This window comes from Polaribacter aestuariivivens (genome assembly GCF_005885675.1).
GTDB classification, from domain to species: Bacteria; Bacteroidota; Bacteroidia; order Flavobacteriales; family Flavobacteriaceae; genus Polaribacter; species Polaribacter aestuariivivens.
This window is the reverse complement of sequence record NZ_VANR01000002.1, coordinates 298,818-320,152: the sequence shown is the minus strand read 5'-3', so window position 1 is coordinate 320,152 and position 21,335 is coordinate 298,818. Positions and strand designations below refer to the sequence as shown.

The following is a 21,335-nucleotide window of genomic DNA, read 5'->3' as shown; positions in this document are numbered from 1 at the left end:
GAATGAAACCATTAGAATTTGAAAATTTTAAAGAGTTTAAAACCATGGTTGGTAAACAATTACCAATTGGAAGTTGGTATATAGTTACTCAAGAAATGATTAATGATTTTGCAAATGCAACTTTAGACAAACAATGGATTCATATTGATGAAAAAAAAGCTCAAACAGCATCTCCTTTTAAAAGTACAATAGCACACGGTTTTATGTCTGTTGCAATGATTTCTAAACTATTAGAAGATTTATTTGTGATCAAAAGTATTAAAATGGGTTTGAATTATGGGTTGAATAAAGTACGTTTTCCAAATCCTGTTCCTGTAAATAGTCAATTAAGAATGCTTGCTGAAGTTAAAGAAATTGAAGATTTAGAAAATAACGGAATTAAAATTACATTTTCTTGCTTGATAGAAATAAAAGGGCAAGAAAAACCAGCTTGTGTTGCGGAGTTTTTATGTGCTTTATACGAATAGTTTTATCAATTACTAAAAAATAATAAAAGCTTATTGATTTAAAATCAATAAGCTTTTTTAATAAAATTATACTAAAGTTATTTTAATATACCATCTGCACTACATTTTTTAGCATACCAAATTAAGAAAATACAAACTACAACAATTAATATTGGCATAATAAAACTAGAAAGTTCTACAGTACTCATTAAGTAAACTTGCTGAATTATTGCACAAATTCCAGAAACTATAAATAAATAATAAGCAATTTTTTTTCTAGCTAATAAAAATATGCAGGCTAAAAAACCGCCAAAAACTGCAAGTGCAAAAAGAGCTGTTAACCAAGCAGGATGTTCTATTAAAAGTTCTGCCTGTTGTTCTGGAGGTAATTCAGCAATCATTTCTTCGGTTACAAATGCTTGAAATAAATAAGCGCTCACTCCCATAAGATTCCAAAGAAGTGCAATAACTCCAATAACCCAAAAAGCAGTACTTGGTTTGTTCGTGTTTGTTGTCATAATAAAAAGTTTAGTTAATTGATTTTAATAAAAGTAATAAAAATAACTTGTGAAATTACAAAATGTAAAGTATATTTGTCATTATATAAAATAAACTTGTCTAATTGTAAAATAAAATAAGATGTCAAAACAAACCATTTGTGAAAGAGAAAGAAGTTATATTGAAAAAATGAACAAATTTCAATTGTCTCATAAATTTAAAAAAGTAGGATACTATTTTACTTTTGGAGTTTTTGGGTTAATGATTATTCAAAAACTTTTTGAAGAACCTTCTTGGATAAAACCTGCATTAAGAGGTTTAATTCTTTTTGGAATGTTGTTAATTTCCGTTTCTAAAGATAAAATAGAAGATGAGTTTATTGAAAGCTTAAGATCTCAATCTTATAGAATTGCCTTCATTTTAGGAATTTTATACGCACTGTTACAGCCTTTTGTTAACTACGCTGTTGGTTTGCTTTTTGATAAAAATGAAACTATGGAGGGTTTTAGCTACTTCCAAGTATTATTTTATATGTTAATTGTGCAGCTTATGGTTTTTTGGCAATTAAAAAGAATGAACAAATAAGATGAAAAATACCTTAAAAGTACAACGTGCCATTTTAAATTTAACGCAAGACGATTTGGCTAAAAAAATTGGTGTTTCCAGGCAAACAATTAATTCTATTGAAAAAAATAGATATGTTCCATCAACAGTTTTAGCTTTAAAGTTATCTGATGTTTTTCAAATACCTGTAAATGAATTTTTTACTTTAGAAAAAGATGATTAAATTATTACTGTTACTCATCTTTTTCATAACTTTTATTATATCAATTTACATTTAATTGATAGAAATTACTGCTTCTTTAAACAATGTTGCTTTCGATTTAAAGAAAGAGTTTTCTAAGCTAATAGCTTTTAATTTAGAGTCGATATATTTTTCTTCTCTATAATTAACTAAAAAAAGAGAGCTTTCTCCTAAAAAGAATTTACGCTCTTCTGCTTTTAATAAAACATCATAATCTCTAACAATATTTGCAGTAAAATCACTTTGAATAGTAAATGAATTTAGTTCTTGCTGAATGGCATCAATTTTATTTTTAATTACAACTCTAGCAGTTTCACTTTCCAGTTTTTTATCTTGTAATTTAATTTTCGCTAATTTTAAATCACCACGTTCTTTTCTTATAAATAAAGGCATACTAAAATTGATACCTGCTTTGTAATTATTGGTATTAAATGAGTTTATTTGATCGCCATTTGGAGATATAAAATTATATTGCAAATCTATTTTTGGCAATAAATTATTCATTTTTAAACGCCTATCTACGTCTAAACTTTTAATTTTATAAGCTAAAGATTTTATTTTAGGATGGTTTTCAATATCAAAATCTTCATTATTAAAAAGCGCAATATTAAAGGTTTTATCTACCGTATTAAAAGTACCTACATCAGGTATTACATTTTCTTTTAATTCAATTGGAGTATTTTCATTCAGCCATAAAAAGTTAGACAATTCTAAAGACGATTTTACTAATTTTATACGTGCTTTTTCTAAATTTAATTTTCTTGTATTTAAAGTAATGCCTGCTTCAAGAGTATCTATAGCTGGTTTATCTCCTTCTTGAAAAGCTCTTTTAGTACTTTCGAATCTTATTTTTGCGTTGTTTAAAAAATCGTTGTAAACAATTTTTTCGTTGTAAGTTTTTAACCAATTGAAATAAGAAATTGCAGCATCGTATAAAATACTGTTAACCATTATTTGCTGATTTTCTTTTGCTTGTTCATTAAAATATTTAGCTTGTTTTAAAGAAGCCATTCTTTGGTTTGTAAGCAAACCTCTTGCAACAGAAACAGAAACTCCAGCACTATATAAACCATCTAATGGAACATTATTTTCTGGGTTTAAAAAAACACCATCATTCTGTTCAAAATTTGCTTTAAATTCAACTCCATACCAAGTTGGTATTTTAAAAGTACCATTTAACTTATTGTAGTATTCTTTTTCTTTGAATTGTTTTTTATCATAATCAACTTCAATTTTAGGATCAAATGCGCCTCTTGCCTTTAATAATTTAGCTTCGCTATTATTTATTATTAAATTGGCTTGTTTTACAATAGGGTGATATGCTTTTACGTAACCTAAATATTCAGAAAGCGTCATTATTGAAACAGCTTCTTCTTGTGCTTTTAAAGATGAAAACGAGATGATGCATAATAAAACAATTAATTTTTTCATTTTAATTATTTTTTAGAATTCGATTTTTCTTTTCCTGAATTTTCTGGTTGATAGTAGTTAGGAGGGAAGCTGTTTAGTTGTCTCCACAATTCAAACCAAATTGGTACATCTTCTAACAATGCAATTGTTCGTGCTCCAGAGCCAACTCTTATGGCTTCTGGCCAAGTATAATCAGTTTCATCTGGTGCAAGTAAAACCCTGTATTTACCATTATCACTTATAAAATTTTCAATAGCCACTACTTTTGCTCCATAAGTTCCGTAAGAAACATTTGGCCAACCAGAGAATACAATTGCAGGCCAACCATCAAATTGTACACGAACTTCTTCACCAATATGTAATAATGGCAAATCTATTGGTCTTACATAGGTTTCAACAGCTAAATCATATTCTTCTGGCATTAAACCTACTAATGATTCGCCTTCTTTAAACGTACCTCCAATACCACCTTTTATGGCTTTGTTGATATATCCATTATGTGGTGCTGTAATGTATAAAAGACTGTTTCTAACTTTATAATTACTGTTTGAATTTTCTAATTTAGATACTTGAGCTTTTGCATCGAAACCACTAGATTCAGCAGTAAACATATCGCTCTGAGCTTTTGAAATTTTATCATTGTAAGTAGCATCAATTCTTGTAAGCTCTAGTTTTGCATTTAAAACTTCATTTTTACTAGCTAATAATTTGTTTTCTTTATTTATTAACTCTGCTTGTGTTTTTTGAAGTTTCAAGTTTTTGTCTTCCACATCTTTTACAGCAAATATTCCTTCTTCTTGAAGTGTTTTTGCACGATTATACTGTTTTTCAGCAATTTTTATATTAATTTTTGCTGCCTCAAACTCAATACTATCACTTTGTACTTTTAATTTAGATTGTAAAAGTTTGTTTTGGGCTTGTTTTAATTTTAGTTTTCTTTCTTGTTTTAAAGCAGTTATTTGTCTGCTTAAAGCTGCTACTTTTCCTTGATAAGCAGTAACTGAAGATGATTTTGCATTAATTTGCTCATTTGTTCTTTCAATTAAACGATCATCAAAATACTCACTTTTTACTTCAGAAATTCTAAGAATTGTATCGCCTTTTTTAACATAATCACCTTCTCTTACAAACCATTCTTCAATTCTTCCAGGAATTTGAGATTGTATTGTTTGTGGTCTTTGATCTGGTGTTAAGGTAGTTACAATACCTTGACCAGAAATGTTTTGAGTCCAAGGTAAAAACAATACGATTATTCCAATAACAGCAAATGCGAATAAAAACTTATTAAAAGATTTGTAATAGTTTTTACTAAAAATACTTTTGCCAGATTTAAATTGAGTTAAATCTACCTTTTTATTTAATTGATTGTTAGAAATATTTAACATAGCTATTAAGTTATAGATTTAATTTCTCCTTTGTCTAAGACAATTGTTTGTTTACACTGTGTTCTCCAACTCTTTTTACTACTTACCACAATTAATGCCCAAGGTCGTTTTTCGTCGGTTAAATAACTAATAATTTTTTTAGTTTCTGTTAAGTTAAATTGATCTAACGGATCTTCTAAAATTAAAATTTTTGGTTGCTTAATAATAGCTCTTGCTAAAATTATTTTTTTACTAATAGTATATGACATTTGTTTCCCTTCAGGATACAATATTGTTTCTAAACCATTAGGTTGTTCTTTTAAAAATTGATTTAAGCCCACAATATCTAATGCCTCAAATATTGTTTTGTCTTCTACAGCTTTGTTACCAAAAACTAAATTGTCTTTTATGGTTCCTTCAAAAGGTGTTTCGTCAGAAAGTGACAAACCTAATTGTGAACGGTAATGGTTTAAGTACAAGCTGTTTAATGATAAATTATTAACATACACATTACCTGAAGTAGGTTCTATAACTCCAGCTATTAAACGTAATAAGCTAGATTTTCCAGCACCACTTTCTCCCATTACTAAAATTCTACTTGATGGATTTAGAGTTAAAGAAATATCTTTTAAGATGTGTTTTTTTCTCTGTTTTACGTGGTATGAAACCATATCTAATTCAACTGTTAAACCGTCTTTAAACAATGGTTTTTCTCCTTCTTGGTTTTCTAGTTTTTTATCTACAACTTGTCCTATTTTTTCAATAGAAGTTAATACATCGTAAAAAGATTCTAAACCAATGATTAGTTTTTCTACAGATTGTATAACTAATAAAATAATAATTTCAGCAGCAACAAACTGACCAATATTCATTTCTTGATTTAAAACCAATGCTCCACCAATTAATAGCAAACTAGCTGTTACAATTACCTTAAAACCAATCATTTGAGAAAACTGCAAAATTAAAATCTTGAAATGTTTTTCTCTAGACTCTAAGTATTTATTTACCAATATGTCATTTTTTTGAACAGCTAAACTGGTGTTTCCTGAAAGTTTAAAACTAACAACTGTTCTTGCTATTTCCTGAATCCAATGTGCTACTTTATATTTGTTTTTAGATTCTAATAAACTCGTTTCTAATCCTTTTTGAGCTGTAAATTTAAAAACTACATAAATTAATAATAGTAATAAAATCCCAAAAATGATAAAAAATGGATGATAGAATGACAGCAATATTAAAGCAAATACAATTTGTAATAAGGCTGTTGGTACATCAATTAAAAGTTTCGACAATCCTTTTTGAATGGTTAAAGTATCAAAAAAACGATTTGCCAATTCTGGTGGATAATAGTTTCGCAATTCGTTCATTTTAATTTTTGGAAAACGATAACTCAATTCAAAAGAAGCTCTCGTAAAAATTCGTTGTTGAATTGTTTCTATAATTCTTAATTGCATAAGTTGTAATGCTCCAGAAAAAATAACTCCAATAGTTACTAAAACCACCAAAACTACCCATGAGGTTGATACTTGTGCACCTTGTATTAAGTTTATAATTGCTTGAATACCTAATGGTAACGAAAGTGCTACAATACCTCCAAAAATTGCATAATAAAATATTTGAAAAATATCTTTTTTTTCTAATTGTAAAAGACCAATAAATCTTTCCCAAGGTGTTAGTTGTTTATTTTTCATGCTTATTTTAAATTGCTTTTAGCTAATTGTATAAAAAATTTTGTTGGTGTATTATCATCATCACAACTTGTAATTGAAGGAAAATGCTCTTGTAAAAAGTGTTGGTGTAAGCCACCTTCTAATATTGTACTGGCTAAACTTAATCCAAAAGTGAAATCTGGTTTTACAGCTAAAATCATTTCATTCAATCTAGAAATTAATCTTTTATAAATTTCGAAATATCCTTGTTTATTTTCTAAATCTACTTCTTTTGTAAAAAATGATTTTGAACTTTCATTTACAATAATTTTATATAAAATAGTTTCATTTATATGAGAAAAATTACTGTCTTCTTCTACCTTTCTTGTAACAATAGTAATTGCTTTTTCTAGTTTTTCATCAGAGTTAGAAATACTAAATGTTTCTAAAACTAGTTGGTACTCTAACCAAGCCCAATACCAAGAAGATAAATAGAGTAGTAGTTTGTGTTTACTTTCGAAATACCTATAAATGGAACTTTCATTAGACCCAATTTTTGTTCCTAATTTTTTAAAGGTAAAGTTTTCAAAACCAATTTCATTAATTAATAAGATACTATTTTCTACTATACGTTTTCCTAAGTTTGAAGTTTCTGGATCTTTGATAAAAGTTTTATCAGGAACAGAAATTTTTAAAACAGATAATAAATCTTTCATATTAAAATATTTATCTGCAAATATAATAGCAATACTATTATAAAAAGATACATTACTCGTTTTTTTTTGAAAACTTTAGTATTTAAAAAATAAATATACTAAAAAAAGCCTTTCAATTAAGAAAGGCTTTCAATTCAAATATTAACAAAGTTAATTCAATTTCTATTCTTTATGAAAATATACAGCAGAAGCTTTTGATAATGAAGCATTGTAAGAAGGAGTTAAATTTCCTCCACTTCCAATGTTACTAAAAGCTAATATTCTTCCTCCACCATTACCAGCTTCAGCAATAAATACAGTTTTAGCATCATTATCGTAAGCTACATCAACAGGATTACCTAATAATGTGTTTGAACCAGCAACTCTTACTTGTTCAGATAAAGCTAAAGTTTCAGCATTAGCAGTATTGTTAAAGTTTGCTGTAAAATTATTAATTAAATGAAAACCACCATCATCTTGTCCGTTAGCAGCATCACCAATATCTGTTAAAATCATTAAATCTGCAGCCGCATCATAAGTTAAACCATGAGTTCTTACAATACCTTCTACAAAAATAGATTTTGTTGCAGATAATGTTGTGTTAGAAGTATTATTTAAAAAATTTCTAAACACTGCTAATTTGTTTGTGGTATCTTCAATTGCGTATAAATCATTTCCAATAAATACAATTCCCCATAATTTAAAATTTGTTGTAATTGTATTTCTTAATGTAAAATTTCCTCCATTATTAGTGTAGATAAAAAGTTTACCATCTTTTGTAGCGCTATCACCATCAACATCTGCATTATCAGCCACTACATACATATTACCATTTACAGCAATTTCTCTAGGACTTTGCATATCTAAAGTTCCTGTAACACTTGCTGCAACAGTAGTTGAAGTTGCGAATGAAGTAATATTAGCATAACCTTCTACACCAAATGTACTTCTTGAAGCTTGTACTACTAAATCTTGATTTGCATCATAATAAATACCATCTGCAGCAGAAATTGGAGTAGTTAAAGTTGCTTTACCAACACTGTTTAGGTTAATTACATTGTACATGTTCACATTACCATCATTATTATTTGATGTAAATAATATTTTCGTATCTAATTTGGCTTCAACATCATTGTCGTTATTTGAACATGATGCTAATGTTAATGTCGCAGCACAAAAAAGTGCCATTACTTTTAAAGTTTTCATAATTGTTTAATTTTAGTTATTTGAAATACATACGAGAAAACTGAACAGTTGGTTTTTTAAATTTCATTTTTTTTAAAAAAAATATTTTAAGAAAAAAAATCAAGCAAACGTTTAATTTGAAAAATAATTAAATTTTTATTACTTTTGTAAAGTGTAAAGCGCTCTTTCTTAAAATACTTTGTAGTAAAAAACTCAGTTTTTTGGATATATTTCCAACTTCACACAAACTCTTATATAAAAATCTATTTATAATTTAATGGCAAAATCACAACAAACATTTAGTAAAAGTGAAAAAGAAAAGAAACGTTTAAAAAAACGTGCTGAGAAAAAGAAAAAAATGGAGGCTAGAAAAGCTGACAAAGAAGCAAATGGAACAGATGGAATTCAGTTTGCTTATGTTGATCATAATGGTAATTTAACTGATACTCCACCAGATCCAGAATTGAAAGTTGAATATGAGTTAGAAGATATTCAAATTTCAGTAACTAAAAAAGAAGACCTACCTGAAGAAGACCCAGTAAGAAAAGGGAAAGTTTCTTTTTTTGATAGCTCAAAAGGATTTGGTTTTATCATCGATACAGAAAATAACGAAAAATATTTTACACACGTTAGTGGTTTAATTGACGAAATTGGAGAAAACGACAAGGTTTCTTTTGAATTAGAAAAAGGAATGCGTGGTATGAATGCTGTTAAAGTGAAAAAAATATAATTTTAACTTCTTTCAATATTTTTTAAAAAACCTTCAATTATGAAGGTTTTTTTTTATGAATACAAAATAGGTAGTTTTAATACATTGTAACTATATAAATGATGTAAATTTGTAAAATTTATATGATACAAATACTATTTTTATGAATATAATTAAAAGTCTTTTTTTAATATTTATTTTTTGTGTAAGCCAATTTTCTATTGCTCAAATTACAGGTAAAATTGTAGATAATGATGACAACTTTCCTTTAGAATATGCAACTGCGGCATTATATGACCAAACAAGTAAAAAATTAATAAATGGTGTAATTACAAATAGTAAAGGTGTTTTTTCAATAGATAATGTTCTACCAGGAACATATTATTTAGAAGCTTCTTTTATTGGATACCAGTTAAAAACAATTAGTCCAATTACAATTGCCAAAAAAGGAGAAAAAAAAGATATTGGAATTATAAAAGTTGTTTTAGGCTCTGGAAACCAATTAAATGAAATAGTTTTAAAAACAGAAAAACAAACAGTATCACATAAGATTGATAGGCAAGTATTTGACACAAAAAAATATCAAAGTTCTATAGGAGGAAATGCCATAGATGTTATTAAAAATTTACCTTCAATTACCACAAATGCATTGGGTGAAATAAGTGTTAGAGGTAGCAATGGTTTTACGGTTTTAATTAATGGTAAACCAACTCAAGGTGATCCAAATTCTATTTTAGCACAATTACCAGCAAATGCATTGCAAAATGTAGAATTAATTACAGCTCCTTCAGCAAAATACGATCCAGAGGGTAAAGGTGGTATTTTAAACATTATTACAAAAAAAGGTGCTACAAATGGTACTTTCGCTCAAATAAACATTCGTGGTGGATTTCCATCAATTGAAGATTACGATACGCAAGTTCCTGCAAAAAGATACGGAATTGATGCAACTGTAAACAAAAGAACCAATAATTGGAACTTTTCTTTCGGTGCAAGTTATCAAAGAAATGATATTACTGGAAGAAGAGAAGGAGATATGTTTATTATAAACACACCAGAAAACAAAACTACTTTTTTACCTTCTGATGGTGAACGCAGTTTTGATGAAGTTACTTATAACGGACGTTTTAATGTAGATTTCACTCCAAACGAAAATGATAACTTTTCTTTAGGATTGTTTGCAGGTAAAAGAACTAAAGAACGTTTAGCAGATATTGTTTACAACAATTCTGCAGTTTCACCAATAGGAAGTAATAATTTGTTATATGAATTTACCTATTTCAATCACAATTTAAGAGTTAGAAAAGGTGATTTTGTTCTAGGAAGTTTTGATTATTCACACAAATTTGATAATGATTCAAAAATTTCAACTTCTATTTTACATGAATATACTTTTTTAGGAGGACCAACAGAAAATGATAATTTAGGTGAACCCAATAGAAATATCGTATATCAAAGAGAGTTTAATACCAATGACAATCCTTTGTACGGAACTCGTTTTAATCTAGATTATTTGTGGAAACCTTTTGAGTTTGGAGCTTTAGAAACTGGTTACCAATTCAGAAACTTAGATCATACAGGTAAATTTGTGTATGAAAGAGATGGAAACTTAGTTCCAGAATTTTCAAGTGATGTGAGTTTAAAAAGAGTAATTCATTCTGGTTACGCACAAATTACCGGTTCAAAAAGTAAATGGGATTATGCAGCTGGTTTGCGTTTAGAATCTATGGATAGAAGTTATAAAGAAGCATTACAAAGTGAAACTACAGAAAATATTTATGATTACAATTTCGTAAAATTATTCCCATCAGCTTCAATTCAATATAAAATTGATGAGAAAACAAACATAAAAACAGCATATAGTAAAAGAGTAGAAAGAACCACTACTTTTAAAATGAATAGTTTTGCAGAACGTGAACACTCTGAAGTGTTTGAGCAAGGTGATAATACATTATTACCAGAATTTATAGATTTGGTAGAATTAGGAGTCACTAAAAAACTTAAGGGTGGAAATTCTATTTATGCAACAGCTTACTACAGGCATACAGAAAATGTTATAAATAGAGTGAATACTTTGGCCTATGAAAGTAATGGCGCTGTTTTAGACAGTATTATTAACAGGGTGTATTCTAATGTTGGTAAAAGTAACGCAATTGGTTTAGAAATTGGTGCAAACATAAAACCAACTAAAAACTGGACCAACTTTATTGGTGCAAATATTTACAATTATGCAATAGATGGGGTTTTAAATTTTAAGCATAGAGATGGAGTTGAAAGAAATTATGATATCAATACAAATGCTACTATTTATTCTATCAATTTAAATTCCACTTATACTTTTTGGGAAAATGCATCTTTACAGTTTACTTTTAATTATTTATCAGATAGAAATACAGCAATGGGTGAAGATTCGCGTTTTTACTCACCAAATTTAACTTTTAGAAAAACGTTTCTAGAAGATAAATTAACAGCAACTTTGCAGTGGCAAAATATGGATATGGGTTTATTAAATACCAATGAACAACGAATTACAACATCAAGACAAAATCAGTTTTTTACAACCACAAATTATAGGTATGAAGTAGATATGATATCTTTAAATTTATCTTATGTATTTAATACCACTAAAAACAAATCGAAATTTATTGATAGTGAATTTGGAAAAAGAGAGTTTTAAAGCAGAAACTATTGAGCTAAAAAAAATCCTTCAAACTTATATTTGAAGGATTTTTTTTATAATTATAAGAATGTATTTATTTCTTTCCTTTTGCACATAAATTTAGATAATCTTACGAATTGTAAAATTCCATACTTTCAATAATTAATTCTTCAGCAACTTTGCAATCTAATTGATGATTTTCAAAATCGTTTAAAAGCACAAAATTTACTTGCCCGTTTACATTTTTCTTATCATGTTTTAATAAATCTATGATGCTACCAAAATCTTCTTTCAAAAGAGTGGTTTTATCATATATTGATAAGATTACGTTTTTTACTTCATTCACTTTCTTTATTTTGAAACCTAATAACTTATTAGAAATATAACTTTCACAAACCATACCTATAGCAATGGCCTCACCATGAGTTAGGTTTTCTTTATCTTCAGATTCTAAATAAAAAGATTCAATAGCATGCCCTAAAGTATGTCCGAAATTTAAAATTTTACGTAAGCTTTTTTCTTTTGGATCTTGTAATACAACTTCATTTTTAATTTCTATAGATCTAAAAATTAAATCAGCAATTTGTAAACCTTTATTTTCTTTAATTTGGTTAAATAATTTAATATCGTAAGTGATTCCGTATTTTATAATTTCAGCAGTTCCAGATTTAATTTCACGCTCAGAAACTGTAGTCAAATAATCTGTATCAACAAGCACCATTTCTGGATTTGCAAACAAACCAATTTGGTTTTTCAAAACACCTAAATCAACACCTGTTTTTCCACCAACAGAAGCATCTACCATAGAAAGTAAAGTAGTAGGAATATTTACAAAGTCAATACCACGTTTAAAACAAGAAGCCACAAAACCACCTAAATCTGTAATAACACCACCACCTAAAGTAATTAACAAGCTTTTTCTATCACCACCTAATTCCGTAATCGCATTCCAAACTCCAATACAGGTTTCTAAGTTTTTATTAATTTCTCCAGACTCAATTTCTATAACTTCAATTGCTTTGTCTGTAATTAATTTCGAAATAAATTTTGGATAACAGTGCTCAAAAGTATTCTCATCTACCAAAATAAAAATAGTAGAATAATTTTTTTGTACAATTAAGTTTGATAGCGATTCATACGCTTTCTCTTGAAAATGAACTGGATAGCTTACTGCTTGAATGGATTTCATCTTGTAAATATTAAAAGTGCAAATTAAGTAGAAAATATTGAATTATTTATTGTCTTAGAGTATATTTGTTCTCAATATAAATCATGCTTAATGAAACTTTTCGATAACACTAAAGTTGCTTTTGCTCTTAAGACAGACTCTCAATTAGAAAGAGCCTATTTCCTTTTTAGAATGATTCAAAACCAGCCAATGGTAAAAATTGGTAGTGCAGTTACTAATTTTGCACTAAAAGTTCATTTACCTGTAGAGGGTTTAATACGTTCTACTGTTTTTGATCATTTTTGTGGTGGTGTAACAGAAGAAGATTGTTTACCAATTATTGACAATATGTATAATAATGGTAATGTGCATAGTGTTTTAGATTATTCTGTAGAAGGGCAAGATAAAGAAGCTAGTTTTGATGGTGCTTTAGAAAAAATAGTAAAAATTATTAATTTTTGCGAAGAAAAAAAATCCATTCCTTTTGCAGTTTTTAAACCAACTGGTTTTGGACGTTTTGCTTTATATCAAAAAATTTCTGAAGGAAAAGAGTTAACACCAAAAGAAACTGAAGAGTGGAATAGAGTAGTAGCACGCTATCACAAAGTATGTAAAATAGCGTTAGAAAAAGATGTTCCATTATTAATTGATGCAGAAGAAAGTTGGATGCAAAAAGCTGCAGATGATCTTATTGAAGATTTAATGGAAACTTATAATAAAGAAAAAGCAATTGTATTTAATACCCTACAAATGTATAGGCATGATAGACTTGAGTATTTAAAAGAGTTGCATCAAAAAGCACATCAAAAAGGATTTCATATTGGAATGAAGGTAGTAAGAGGTGCTTACATGGAAAAAGAAAGAGAAAGAGCTGAAGAAAAAGGATATCCATCACCAATATGTGAAAACAAACAAGCTACAGATATTAATTATGACAAGGCTATAGAGTATATGATGGAGCACCCAAAAATGGCATTATTTGCAGGTACTCACAATGAGCAAAGTTCATACCTAGTTATGGACTTAGCAAAACAATACAACATAAAAAAAGACGATAAAAGACTTTGGTTTGGTCAATTATTTGGTATGAGTGATCATATAAGCTACAATTTAGCCAATGAAAATTACAATGTTGCAAAATACTTACCATTTGGACCTGTTAGAGATGTAATGCCATATTTAATAAGACGAGCAGAAGAAAACACTTCAGTTGCAGGTCAAACAAGTAGAGAGTTAAACCTCTTAAAAACAGAAAGAAAACGTCGTAAGTTGTAATGAAAACTGTCGAAGAAATTAAAATACTGCTTCATAAAAATAAATTGCGATTGCATCAAGAATTACTGCAAAGCAAAGAAGCAATGCATTTAATTAGAAAAGCAACACATTCACACCTAACAGAAGAAGAAAAACTAAAAATTAGAATACAAATGTTAGATATTTGTAAAGCTATACCAGCTTTTACAGTATTTATGCTTCCTGGAGGCGCGCTTTTATTACCTCTTTTAATCAAATTAATTCCAGATATTTTACCCTCTGCCTTTAGAGACGATCCACCTGTAAAAAAAGAGTAATTTTTTTTATTTAGGGCGTTACCTTTCAGGTCGTGCTTTCCATTTCAAGTCCTCGTTCGTAAACTCACTGTGGGCTTTCCATTTCAATCACTAACGCACATTTTTAGCAACTTTCTTCAAACTAAAAAAATAATCGAAAGTTTACAAACCAACACGAAGCGCAAAAATCTAAACTAATAAAAACTTAGTCTTGCTTTAAAAACAAAAAATAAACAAAAAGAAACCTTATAAATTACTTAGAAACAACTACTTTTGCACGAAATTTAAGAAAGTACAAATGCAATCAATAAGAAACATCGCAATTATTGCCCACGTAGATCATGGTAAAACAACCTTGGTAGACAAAATTATAGATCAAGCAAAGGTTTTAGACGATCGTAAAGAACGTACAGATTTATTGTTAGATAATAACGATTTAGAACGTGAAAGAGGTATTACAATTCTATCTAAAAACGTATCTGTAACCTATAAAAACACAAAAATTAACGTAATTGACACACCAGGTCACGCCGATTTTGGAGGAGAAGTAGAACGAGTGTTAAAAATGGCTGATGGTGTTTTATTGTTAGTAGATGCTTTTGAAGGTCCAATGCCGCAAACACGTTTTGTATTAGGTAAAGCCTTAGAATTAGGATTAACACCAATAGTTGTTGTAAATAAAGTAGATAAAGAAAACTGTACACCAGATTTAGTGCACGAAAAAGTTTTCGATTTAATGTTTGCATTAGAAGCAACAGAAGAACAATTAGATTTTACAACAATTTACGGTTCTGCAAAAAACAATTGGATGAGTACAGACTGGAAAAACGAAACTGATAATATCATTCCATTATTAGACGCAGTTTTAGAGTCTATTCCAGAAACAAAATACAACGAAGGTACACCACAAATGCAAATTACCTCTTTAGATTTTTCTTCTTTTACAGGTAGAATTGCAATAGGACGTGTATTTCGTGGAGATTTAGAAGTAAATAAAGACTATATGCTTTGTAAAGCAGATGGTTCAACCAAAAAAGTAAGAATTAAAGAGTTGCATGTATTCGAAGGAATGGGTAAAGCTCAAGTAGATAAAGTTCCTTGTGGAGATATTTGTGCAATAACAGGTATTGAAGGTTTTGAAATTGGAGATACTATTGCCGATTTAGAAAATCCAGAGCCTTTACCAAGAACAGAAATTGATCAGCCAACAATGAGTATGTTGTTCACCATTAATAACTCTCCATTTTTTGGTAAAGAAGGTAAATATGTTACTTCACGTCACTTAAGGGATCGTTTATTTAAAGAATTAGAAAAAAATCTAGCATTAAAAGTAGAAACTACAGATTCTGAAGACAAATTTAACGTGTATGGTCGTGGAGTTTTACACTTATCTGTTTTAATTGAAACAATGCGTAGAGAAGGTTACGAATTACAAGTGGGAAGACCACAAGTAATCATAAAAGACATAGATGGTGTAAAATCTGAGCCTTATGAGACTTTATCTATTGATGTTCCTGAAGATGTTGCTTCAAAAGCAGTAAACTTAGTTTCTTTACGTAAAGGAGATTTAATGGTTATGGAGCCAAAAGGAGATTTACAACATTTAGAGTTTGTTATTCCTTCACGTGGATTAATAGGTTTAAGAAATAAAATTTTAACAGCCACTTCTGGTCAGGCAATTATAAATCACCGTTTTTCTGAATACGGACCATACAAAGGCGATTTTACAGAGGAAGTTAAAGGAGCTATCATTTCTTCAGCAGCAGGTAAAGCAACTGCATATGCACTAGATCGCTTGCAAGATAGAGGACGTTTTTTTATTGATGTAAATCAAGAAATTTATATTGGTCAAGTAATTGGAGAAAACTCAAAAGCAGAAGATTTAGCAGTAAATTTAATTAAAGGAAAACAATTAACAAACATGCGTAAATCTGGTACTGATGACGCTATGAAAATTGCTCCTAAGGTAGATTTTTCTTTAGAAGAAAACATGGAATACATCAAAGCAGATGAGTATTTAGAAGTTACTCCAGAAAGCTTACGTATGCGTAAGATTAACTTTAGACCATAAATTTATTTCTAATTTAAGCAAAAATTTATATTTTAAAAAAAAGCTCAAGATTTATTTCTTGAGCTTTTTTTTATTTTTTAATAATCAATTCTACGTCTTATTTTTGATATTCATCAAATGTACCATCGTCATAAAAAACAACAATTCGCTGTATCTTCTTTCCTGAAACTTTTTCAGAATCTTCAAATAATGATGGGGTAGCAGTAGTTTCAGAAATCTTATTTTTAGGGTACATACCTTTTCCGTTCAATAACCAATGTATATCAACATCAGAAAATTCTGATGTTACTTTCAAAACAAAATCTAAACTTGGTTTATTTCTTCCAGATAAAATGTGAGAAATACTAGAACGCTGTACACCAATTTTATCTGCAAAAGTAGATGCAGACAATTCGTGAGTTTCCATTACTTTTTTTAATCTTTCCGTAAATGCTGTTATGTTTACCATTGTAATATTATTGATTGTTACAAATGTAAAACATCTGTAATTATTAACAATGAAAATTATTACTTACTTTTAATTAGTATGTTTTTTAACATAAATAAAAAGTTTAGGTGATATAATTTAATTAATTGAAAACAAGTTAATTAAATGCTTTAAATAGTTTTTAATTATGCTTTATATCTAATGGTTTTTAAAGAATATAAATACACAAGTTTAAAATTTACAAATGTGATGTATTTGAATTAAAAAGTGTTTTACATTTGTAACATGTTTACATTTTACAATTGTAACTTTTAGTTTGATGACAATTGTAAATGATTTACTTTTACAAAGAATTTTGTAATAAGCGTATGAACATATTAACACCTGATTTTTTAGCATCCATTTACCAAAAAGAAAAAGAAAGCACATTACATGGAAAATGGATAACTTACAAAGACATCGAAAATCTTTTTAAAAAATATCAATTAGTTTTTGATGTTTCACAAATTGGAACTTCAGAAGAAAACAGACCTATCAATCAATTAAAAATTGGTAAAGGACCTAAAAAAATTCTACTTTGGTCTCAAATGCATGGAAATGAAAGTACAGGAACCAAGGCATTATTTGATATATTCAATTGTTTTTTAAATAGCACCAAACAAGAACTCACTACAATTTTAAAGGAGTGCACTTTAGTTTTTATTCCAATGTTAAATCCTGATGGAGCACAAGCTTACACTCGCGTAAACGCTAACGATATAGATTTAAATAGAGATGCTGTTGATAAAAAAGCCAAAGAAAGTAAACTGCTAAGGAATATTTTAGAAGATTTCAATCCAGAATTTTGTTTCAATTTACACGACCAAAGAACCATTTTTAATGTAGAAGGTACTAATAATCCAGCAACAATATCTTTTTTAGCACCATCAGAAGAAAAAACACGTGTTTTAACAACAGGAAGAAAAACGACCATGAATGTAATTGTAGCTATGAATAAAATGCTACAAAACATAATACCTAATTTTGTTGGAAGATATACAGATGAGTTTTATCCTACAGCTACTGGTGATAATTTTCAAAAACTAGGTTACAATACCATTTTAATTGAATCTGGACACTATCCTAATGATTATCAAAGAGAAGAAAGTAGAAAATTTACATTCTTTTCTATTCTACAAGGTGTTTATCATATTGCTACAGCTTCAAATTTTACTGATTATGAAGACTATTTTTCAATACCCAATAATGATAAAATTTTCTTTGATGTAATACATAGATTTCCAAATTCTAAAAACGATGTCGCGTATCAATATAAAGATGAAATTATAAATAATAAGTTAGTTTCAAAATTGATAAAAATAGAAGAAGATAGCTTAAAAGGTAAAATAGGACACAACGAAATCGTTTTCGAAAGTTAAATTTTTTGGATATTTCTCAGTTTTTATATTGTTCAATTAAATTTAATTCATAAATTTGTAATGTTAATTGAATAATATACAAATTATGAAAAAATTTATTTTAGATGAAATCGATCATCAAATATTAGATATCTTAATAGAAAATGCAAGAACTCCATTTACAGACATTGCAAAACAGTTATTAGTATCTGCAGGAACAATTCATGTTCGTGTTAAAAAGATGGAAGACGAAGGTATTATTCAAGGCTCTACATTAACGTTAAATTATGAGAAAATGGGATATTCCTTTATAGCTCATGTAGGCGTTTTTTTAGAAAAAACTTCTATGACACAATCAGTAATAGAAAACTTGAGAAAAATACCAAACGTTACAGTTGCATATGTAACTGCGGGGAAATATAATATCTTCTGTAAAGTTAGAGCAAAAGGCACTAATGATGCAAAAGACATTATTTATGAAATAGATGACATTCCTGGTGTAAATAGAACAGAAACCATGATTGCTTTAGAAGAAAGTATTAATGATAAAAAGAGAATGATGCATGCAATTTTTAAAGAATTGTAATATTATTTCAAAATAAAAGTAGTTAAAAAAAATCCTTATCAATTAAAATGATAAGGATTTTTTTATGGATTTTACTTTCGAAGTAGTAAGTTTGTTAAAACTCCGAAACTTAAAATACATGTCTAATAAAATTAAATTTACCACAAATGCTATTTCAAATGAGCAACTATTGTATTTGTACAAAAGCATGTTAAAACCTCGTTTGATAGAAGAAAAAATGTTAATTCTTTTAAGACAAGGTAAAATATCTAAATGGTTTTCAGGTATTGGGCAAGAAGCCATTTCTGTTGGTGTAACAGCAGCTTTGTATGATGATGAATATATTTTACCAATGCATAGAAACTTAGGAGTTTTTACAACTAGAAAAATCCCTTTAAAAAGACTTTTTTCTCAGTGGCAAGGTAAAATGAATGGATTTACAAAAGGTAGAGATCGTAGTTTTCATTTCGGAACTCAAGAATATCATATTGTAGGTATGATTTCACATTTAGGGCCACAATTAGGTATTGCTGATGGTATTGCTTTAGCAAATAAATTAAAGGGCAATAGCAAAATTTGTGCTGTTTTTACAGGTGAAGGTGGTACAAGTGAAGGTGATTTTCATGAAGCATTAAATGTAGCTGCAGTATGGAGCTTACCAGTTTTATTTTGTGTAGAAAATAATGGATATGGTTTATCTACACCTACTTCAGAGCAGTTTAACTGTAAAAATATTGCCGATAAAGGAATTGGTTACGGAATGGAAAGCTATATTATTGACGGTAATAACATTATTGAGGTTTTTGCAAAGGTTACTGAAATTGCAGAAAGTATTCGTAAAAAACCAAGACCAATTTTATTAGAGTTTAAAACTTTTAGAATGCGTGGTCATGAAGAGGCTAGTGGAACAAAATACGTACCTCAAGAAGATTTAGATTTTTGGGCAAGTAAAGACCCTCTAGAAAATTTTCAAATGTTTTTAAAGGAAGAAAAAATACTGACTGAAGAAATTGAGTTGGTTTATAAAGAAGAAATCATTCATGAAATCAATCAAGATTTAGAAGAAGCTTATGCAGAAGAAAATATTATTTCTACTAAAAACTTAGAATTAAATGACGTTTATAAACATCATCAATTCAAATTAATAGCCCCATCAGAAAATAAAAACAACATACGTTTTATTGATGCTGTTTCTCAAGGTTTGCAACAGTCTATGGAAAAGCACGACATTTTGGTAATTATGGGACAAGATGTTGCAGAATATGGAGGTGTTTTTAAAATTACAGATGGTTTTGTAGAAAAATTTGGGAAAGAACGTGTTAGAAACACTCCTATTTGTGAATCTGCAATTATTTCTACTGGTTATGGTTTGTCTGTAAACGGTATGAAAGCAGTTGTTGAAATGCAATTTGCAGATTTTGTTTCCTCAGGTTTTAATCCAATTGTAAACTTATTAGCAAAATCTCATTATCGTTGGCAAGAAAACGCAGATGTTGTAGTAAGAATGCCATGTGGAGCAGGAGTAGGAGCTGGTCCTTTTCATAGCCAAACTAATGAAGCTTGGTTTACAAAAACTCCAGGTTTAAAGGTTGTTTATCCAGCCTTTCCACAAGACGCAAAAGGTTTATTAAATGCCGCTATAAATGATCCAAATCCTATTTTATTTTTTGAGCATAAAGCATTATACAGATCTGTTTATCAAGATGTTTCAGAAAATTATTTCACTACAGAAATCGGTAAAGCAGCTGTTTTAAAAGAAGGTACTAAACTAACAATTATTAGTTATGGCGCTGCAATTCATTGGGTTATAGAAGCTTTAAATAATCATGCTACTATTTCTGCAGATGTAATAGATTTACGAACATTACAACCTTTAGATGTTGAAACTATTTATAGTTCCGTAAAAAAGACCGGAAAAGCCATTATTGTTCAAGAAGATTCTCTTTTTGGAGGTATTGCAAGTGATATTTCTGCTTTAATCAATGAAAATTGCTTTGAATATTTAGATGCTCCAGTAAAAAGAATTGGAAGTTTAGATACGCCAATTCCATTTCAAAAAGATTTAGAAAATATATATTTAGCTAAAAATAATTTGATAGAAGAAATCCTAAAAATCTATAATTTTTAATTTTTATTTAGACTAATTATAAATACATTTGCGAAAATTTTATCGTCAAATGAAAATTACAAATAGAAGTCTTCATAGAGATATCGCCTATTTTTATGTAGGTTTATTAATTGCATTCTCACTTTCTGGAATCATATTAAACCACAGGCAAGATTGGTATCCAATGGATTATACTTACGAAAGTAAAGAAGTTACGCTAACATTGCCCAACAACGAACAAGAAATTACAAAAGATTTTTTACAAAATGCTACTAAAAACTTTGAAGCAACTTACGATGGCCATAGAATAAGAAACGGATCATTAAGAGTGTATTTTAAAGGAAATGGAATATTAGATATGAAACTATCTGAAAACAAAGGCGTTTTAGAATTTAAACGTAAAGTTCCAATAATTGGTCATAGCATGTACTTACACAAAACAACTAACAAGTTTTGGATTTGGTATTCAGATATTTTTGGAGCTGCAATGTTAGTCATTGCAATTACAGGTATATTAATTCCTTCAGGTAAAAAAGGCTTTAAAAAAAGAGGCTGGAAATTAGCGTTAGCAGGTTTAATTTTTCCACTTTTATTTTTAATACTATTCCCTTAAAATTTATATATTTAAAA

General features: G+C 28.6%; 20 protein-coding genes. 12 read left to right on the top strand and 8 right to left on the bottom strand.

What is annotated here, in order from left to right; genetic code table 11:
* Positions 1-2 precede the first annotated feature (2 nt).
* Positions 3-467, top strand: coding sequence for a MaoC family dehydratase (locus tag FDT66_RS04605; RefSeq protein ID WP_138534983.1), 465 nt, complete (start codon positions 3-5; stop codon positions 465-467).
* Positions 468-544: 77 nt separating this feature from the next.
* On the opposite strand, the gene FDT66_RS04600 is transcribed toward FDT66_RS04605, so the two are convergent.
* Positions 545-964 carry a hypothetical protein gene (locus FDT66_RS04600; RefSeq protein WP_138534982.1) on the bottom strand — a complete coding sequence of 140 codons (420 nt, stop codon included), beginning with the start codon at positions 962-964 and terminating at the stop codon, positions 545-547.
* Positions 965-1,085: 121 nt separating this feature from the next.
* On the opposite strand from FDT66_RS04600, the gene FDT66_RS04595 reads away from it, so the two are divergent.
* On the top strand, positions 1,086-1,529 hold the full coding sequence (locus tag FDT66_RS04595) for a hypothetical protein (RefSeq protein WP_138534981.1): 444 nt from the start codon (positions 1,086-1,088) through the stop codon (positions 1,527-1,529).
* A 1-nt stretch (position 1,530) separates the two neighbouring features.
* Positions 1,531-1,731: a helix-turn-helix transcriptional regulator gene (locus FDT66_RS04590; protein ID WP_138534980.1), complete on the top strand. Its 201-nt coding sequence runs from the start codon at positions 1,531-1,533 to the stop codon at positions 1,729-1,731.
* Positions 1,732-1,782: 51 nt separating this feature from the next.
* Here the strand turns inward: FDT66_RS04590 and FDT66_RS04585 are convergent, their stop codons facing one another.
* From FDT66_RS04585 to FDT66_RS04565, 5 genes are all read right to left on the bottom strand, one after another.
* Entirely contained in the window at positions 1,783-3,180 is a 1,398-nt protein-coding gene (locus FDT66_RS04585) for a TolC family protein (protein WP_138534979.1), read from the bottom strand.
* A gap of 5 nt (positions 3,181-3,185) precedes the next feature.
* Positions 3,186-4,544: an HlyD family secretion protein gene (locus FDT66_RS04580; RefSeq protein ID WP_138534978.1), complete on the bottom strand. Its 1,359-nt coding sequence runs from the start codon at positions 4,542-4,544 to the stop codon at positions 3,186-3,188.
* Positions 4,545-4,549: 5 nt separating this feature from the next.
* On the bottom strand, positions 4,550-6,214 hold the full coding sequence (locus FDT66_RS04575; RefSeq protein WP_138534977.1) for a peptidase domain-containing ABC transporter: 1,665 nt from the start codon (positions 6,212-6,214) through the stop codon (positions 4,550-4,552).
* 2 nt (positions 6,215-6,216) lie between these two features.
* Positions 6,217-6,888: a TetR/AcrR family transcriptional regulator gene (locus FDT66_RS04570; protein ID WP_138534976.1), complete on the bottom strand. Its 672-nt coding sequence runs from the start codon at positions 6,886-6,888 to the stop codon at positions 6,217-6,219.
* Positions 6,889-7,050: 162 nt separating this feature from the next.
* The gene (locus FDT66_RS04565) at positions 7,051-8,073 is read right to left on the bottom strand and encodes a hypothetical protein (protein WP_138534975.1); all 1,023 of its coding nucleotides are present in this window, start codon (positions 8,071-8,073) and stop codon (positions 7,051-7,053) included.
* 256 nt (positions 8,074-8,329) lie between these two features.
* Here FDT66_RS04565 and FDT66_RS04560 point away from each other — a divergent pair, with 256 nt between their 5' ends.
* Together FDT66_RS04560 and FDT66_RS04555 are read left to right on the top strand one after the other, a co-directional pair.
* Positions 8,330-8,782, top strand: coding sequence for a cold-shock protein (locus FDT66_RS04560; RefSeq protein WP_138534974.1), 453 nt, complete (start codon positions 8,330-8,332; stop codon positions 8,780-8,782).
* A 142-nt stretch (positions 8,783-8,924) separates the two neighbouring features.
* Positions 8,925-11,438 (top strand): outer membrane beta-barrel family protein, encoded by a 2,514-nt coding sequence (locus FDT66_RS04555; RefSeq protein WP_138534973.1) that lies wholly within the window; start codon positions 8,925-8,927, stop codon positions 11,436-11,438.
* A 112-nt stretch (positions 11,439-11,550) separates the two neighbouring features.
* On the opposite strand, the gene aroB is transcribed toward FDT66_RS04555, so the two are convergent.
* Positions 11,551-12,609: a 3-dehydroquinate synthase gene (gene aroB, locus FDT66_RS04550; RefSeq protein ID WP_138534972.1), complete on the bottom strand. Its 1,059-nt coding sequence runs from the start codon at positions 12,607-12,609 to the stop codon at positions 11,551-11,553.
* A gap of 90 nt (positions 12,610-12,699) precedes the next feature.
* Between aroB and FDT66_RS04545 the strand changes: the two genes are divergently transcribed.
* From FDT66_RS04545 to typA, 3 genes are all read left to right on the top strand, one after another.
* On the top strand, positions 12,700-13,863 hold the full coding sequence (locus tag FDT66_RS04545) for a proline dehydrogenase family protein (protein WP_138534971.1): 1,164 nt from the start codon (positions 12,700-12,702) through the stop codon (positions 13,861-13,863).
* Positions 13,863-14,159: an LETM1 domain-containing protein gene (locus FDT66_RS04540; RefSeq protein ID WP_138534970.1), complete on the top strand. Its 297-nt coding sequence runs from the start codon at positions 13,863-13,865 to the stop codon at positions 14,157-14,159. The genes FDT66_RS04545 and FDT66_RS04540 overlap by 1 nt, the downstream gene beginning before the upstream one ends.
* Positions 14,160-14,436: 277 nt before the next feature.
* A complete protein-coding gene (gene typA / locus FDT66_RS04535) occupies positions 14,437-16,209 on the top strand; it encodes a translational GTPase TypA (RefSeq protein ID WP_138534969.1) in 1,773 nt (590 codons plus the stop codon).
* Between the two features lie 97 nt (positions 16,210-16,306).
* Here typA and FDT66_RS04530 read toward each other — a convergent pair whose 3' ends face one another.
* A complete protein-coding gene (locus FDT66_RS04530) occupies positions 16,307-16,657 on the bottom strand; it encodes a helix-turn-helix domain-containing protein (protein WP_138534968.1) in 351 nt (116 codons plus the stop codon).
* Between the two features lie 347 nt (positions 16,658-17,004).
* On the opposite strand from FDT66_RS04530, the gene FDT66_RS04525 reads away from it, so the two are divergent.
* The 4 genes from FDT66_RS04525 (at position 17,005) to FDT66_RS04510 (ending at position 21,318) form a co-directional block, all read left to right on the top strand.
* On the top strand, positions 17,005-18,054 hold the full coding sequence (locus tag FDT66_RS04525) for a M14 family zinc carboxypeptidase (protein ID WP_138534967.1): 1,050 nt from the start codon (positions 17,005-17,007) through the stop codon (positions 18,052-18,054).
* Positions 18,055-18,139: 85 nt separating this feature from the next.
* The gene (locus tag FDT66_RS04520) at positions 18,140-18,619 is read left to right on the top strand and encodes an Lrp/AsnC family transcriptional regulator (RefSeq protein WP_138534966.1); all 480 of its coding nucleotides are present in this window, start codon (positions 18,140-18,142) and stop codon (positions 18,617-18,619) included.
* A gap of 118 nt (positions 18,620-18,737) precedes the next feature.
* The gene (locus FDT66_RS04515) at positions 18,738-20,726 is read left to right on the top strand and encodes an alpha-ketoacid dehydrogenase subunit alpha/beta (protein ID WP_138534965.1); all 1,989 of its coding nucleotides are present in this window, start codon (positions 18,738-18,740) and stop codon (positions 20,724-20,726) included.
* 49 nt (positions 20,727-20,775) lie between these two features.
* Positions 20,776-21,318 (top strand): PepSY-associated TM helix domain-containing protein, encoded by a 543-nt coding sequence (locus FDT66_RS04510; RefSeq protein WP_138534964.1) that lies wholly within the window; start codon positions 20,776-20,778, stop codon positions 21,316-21,318.
* Positions 21,319-21,335 lie beyond the last annotated feature (17 nt).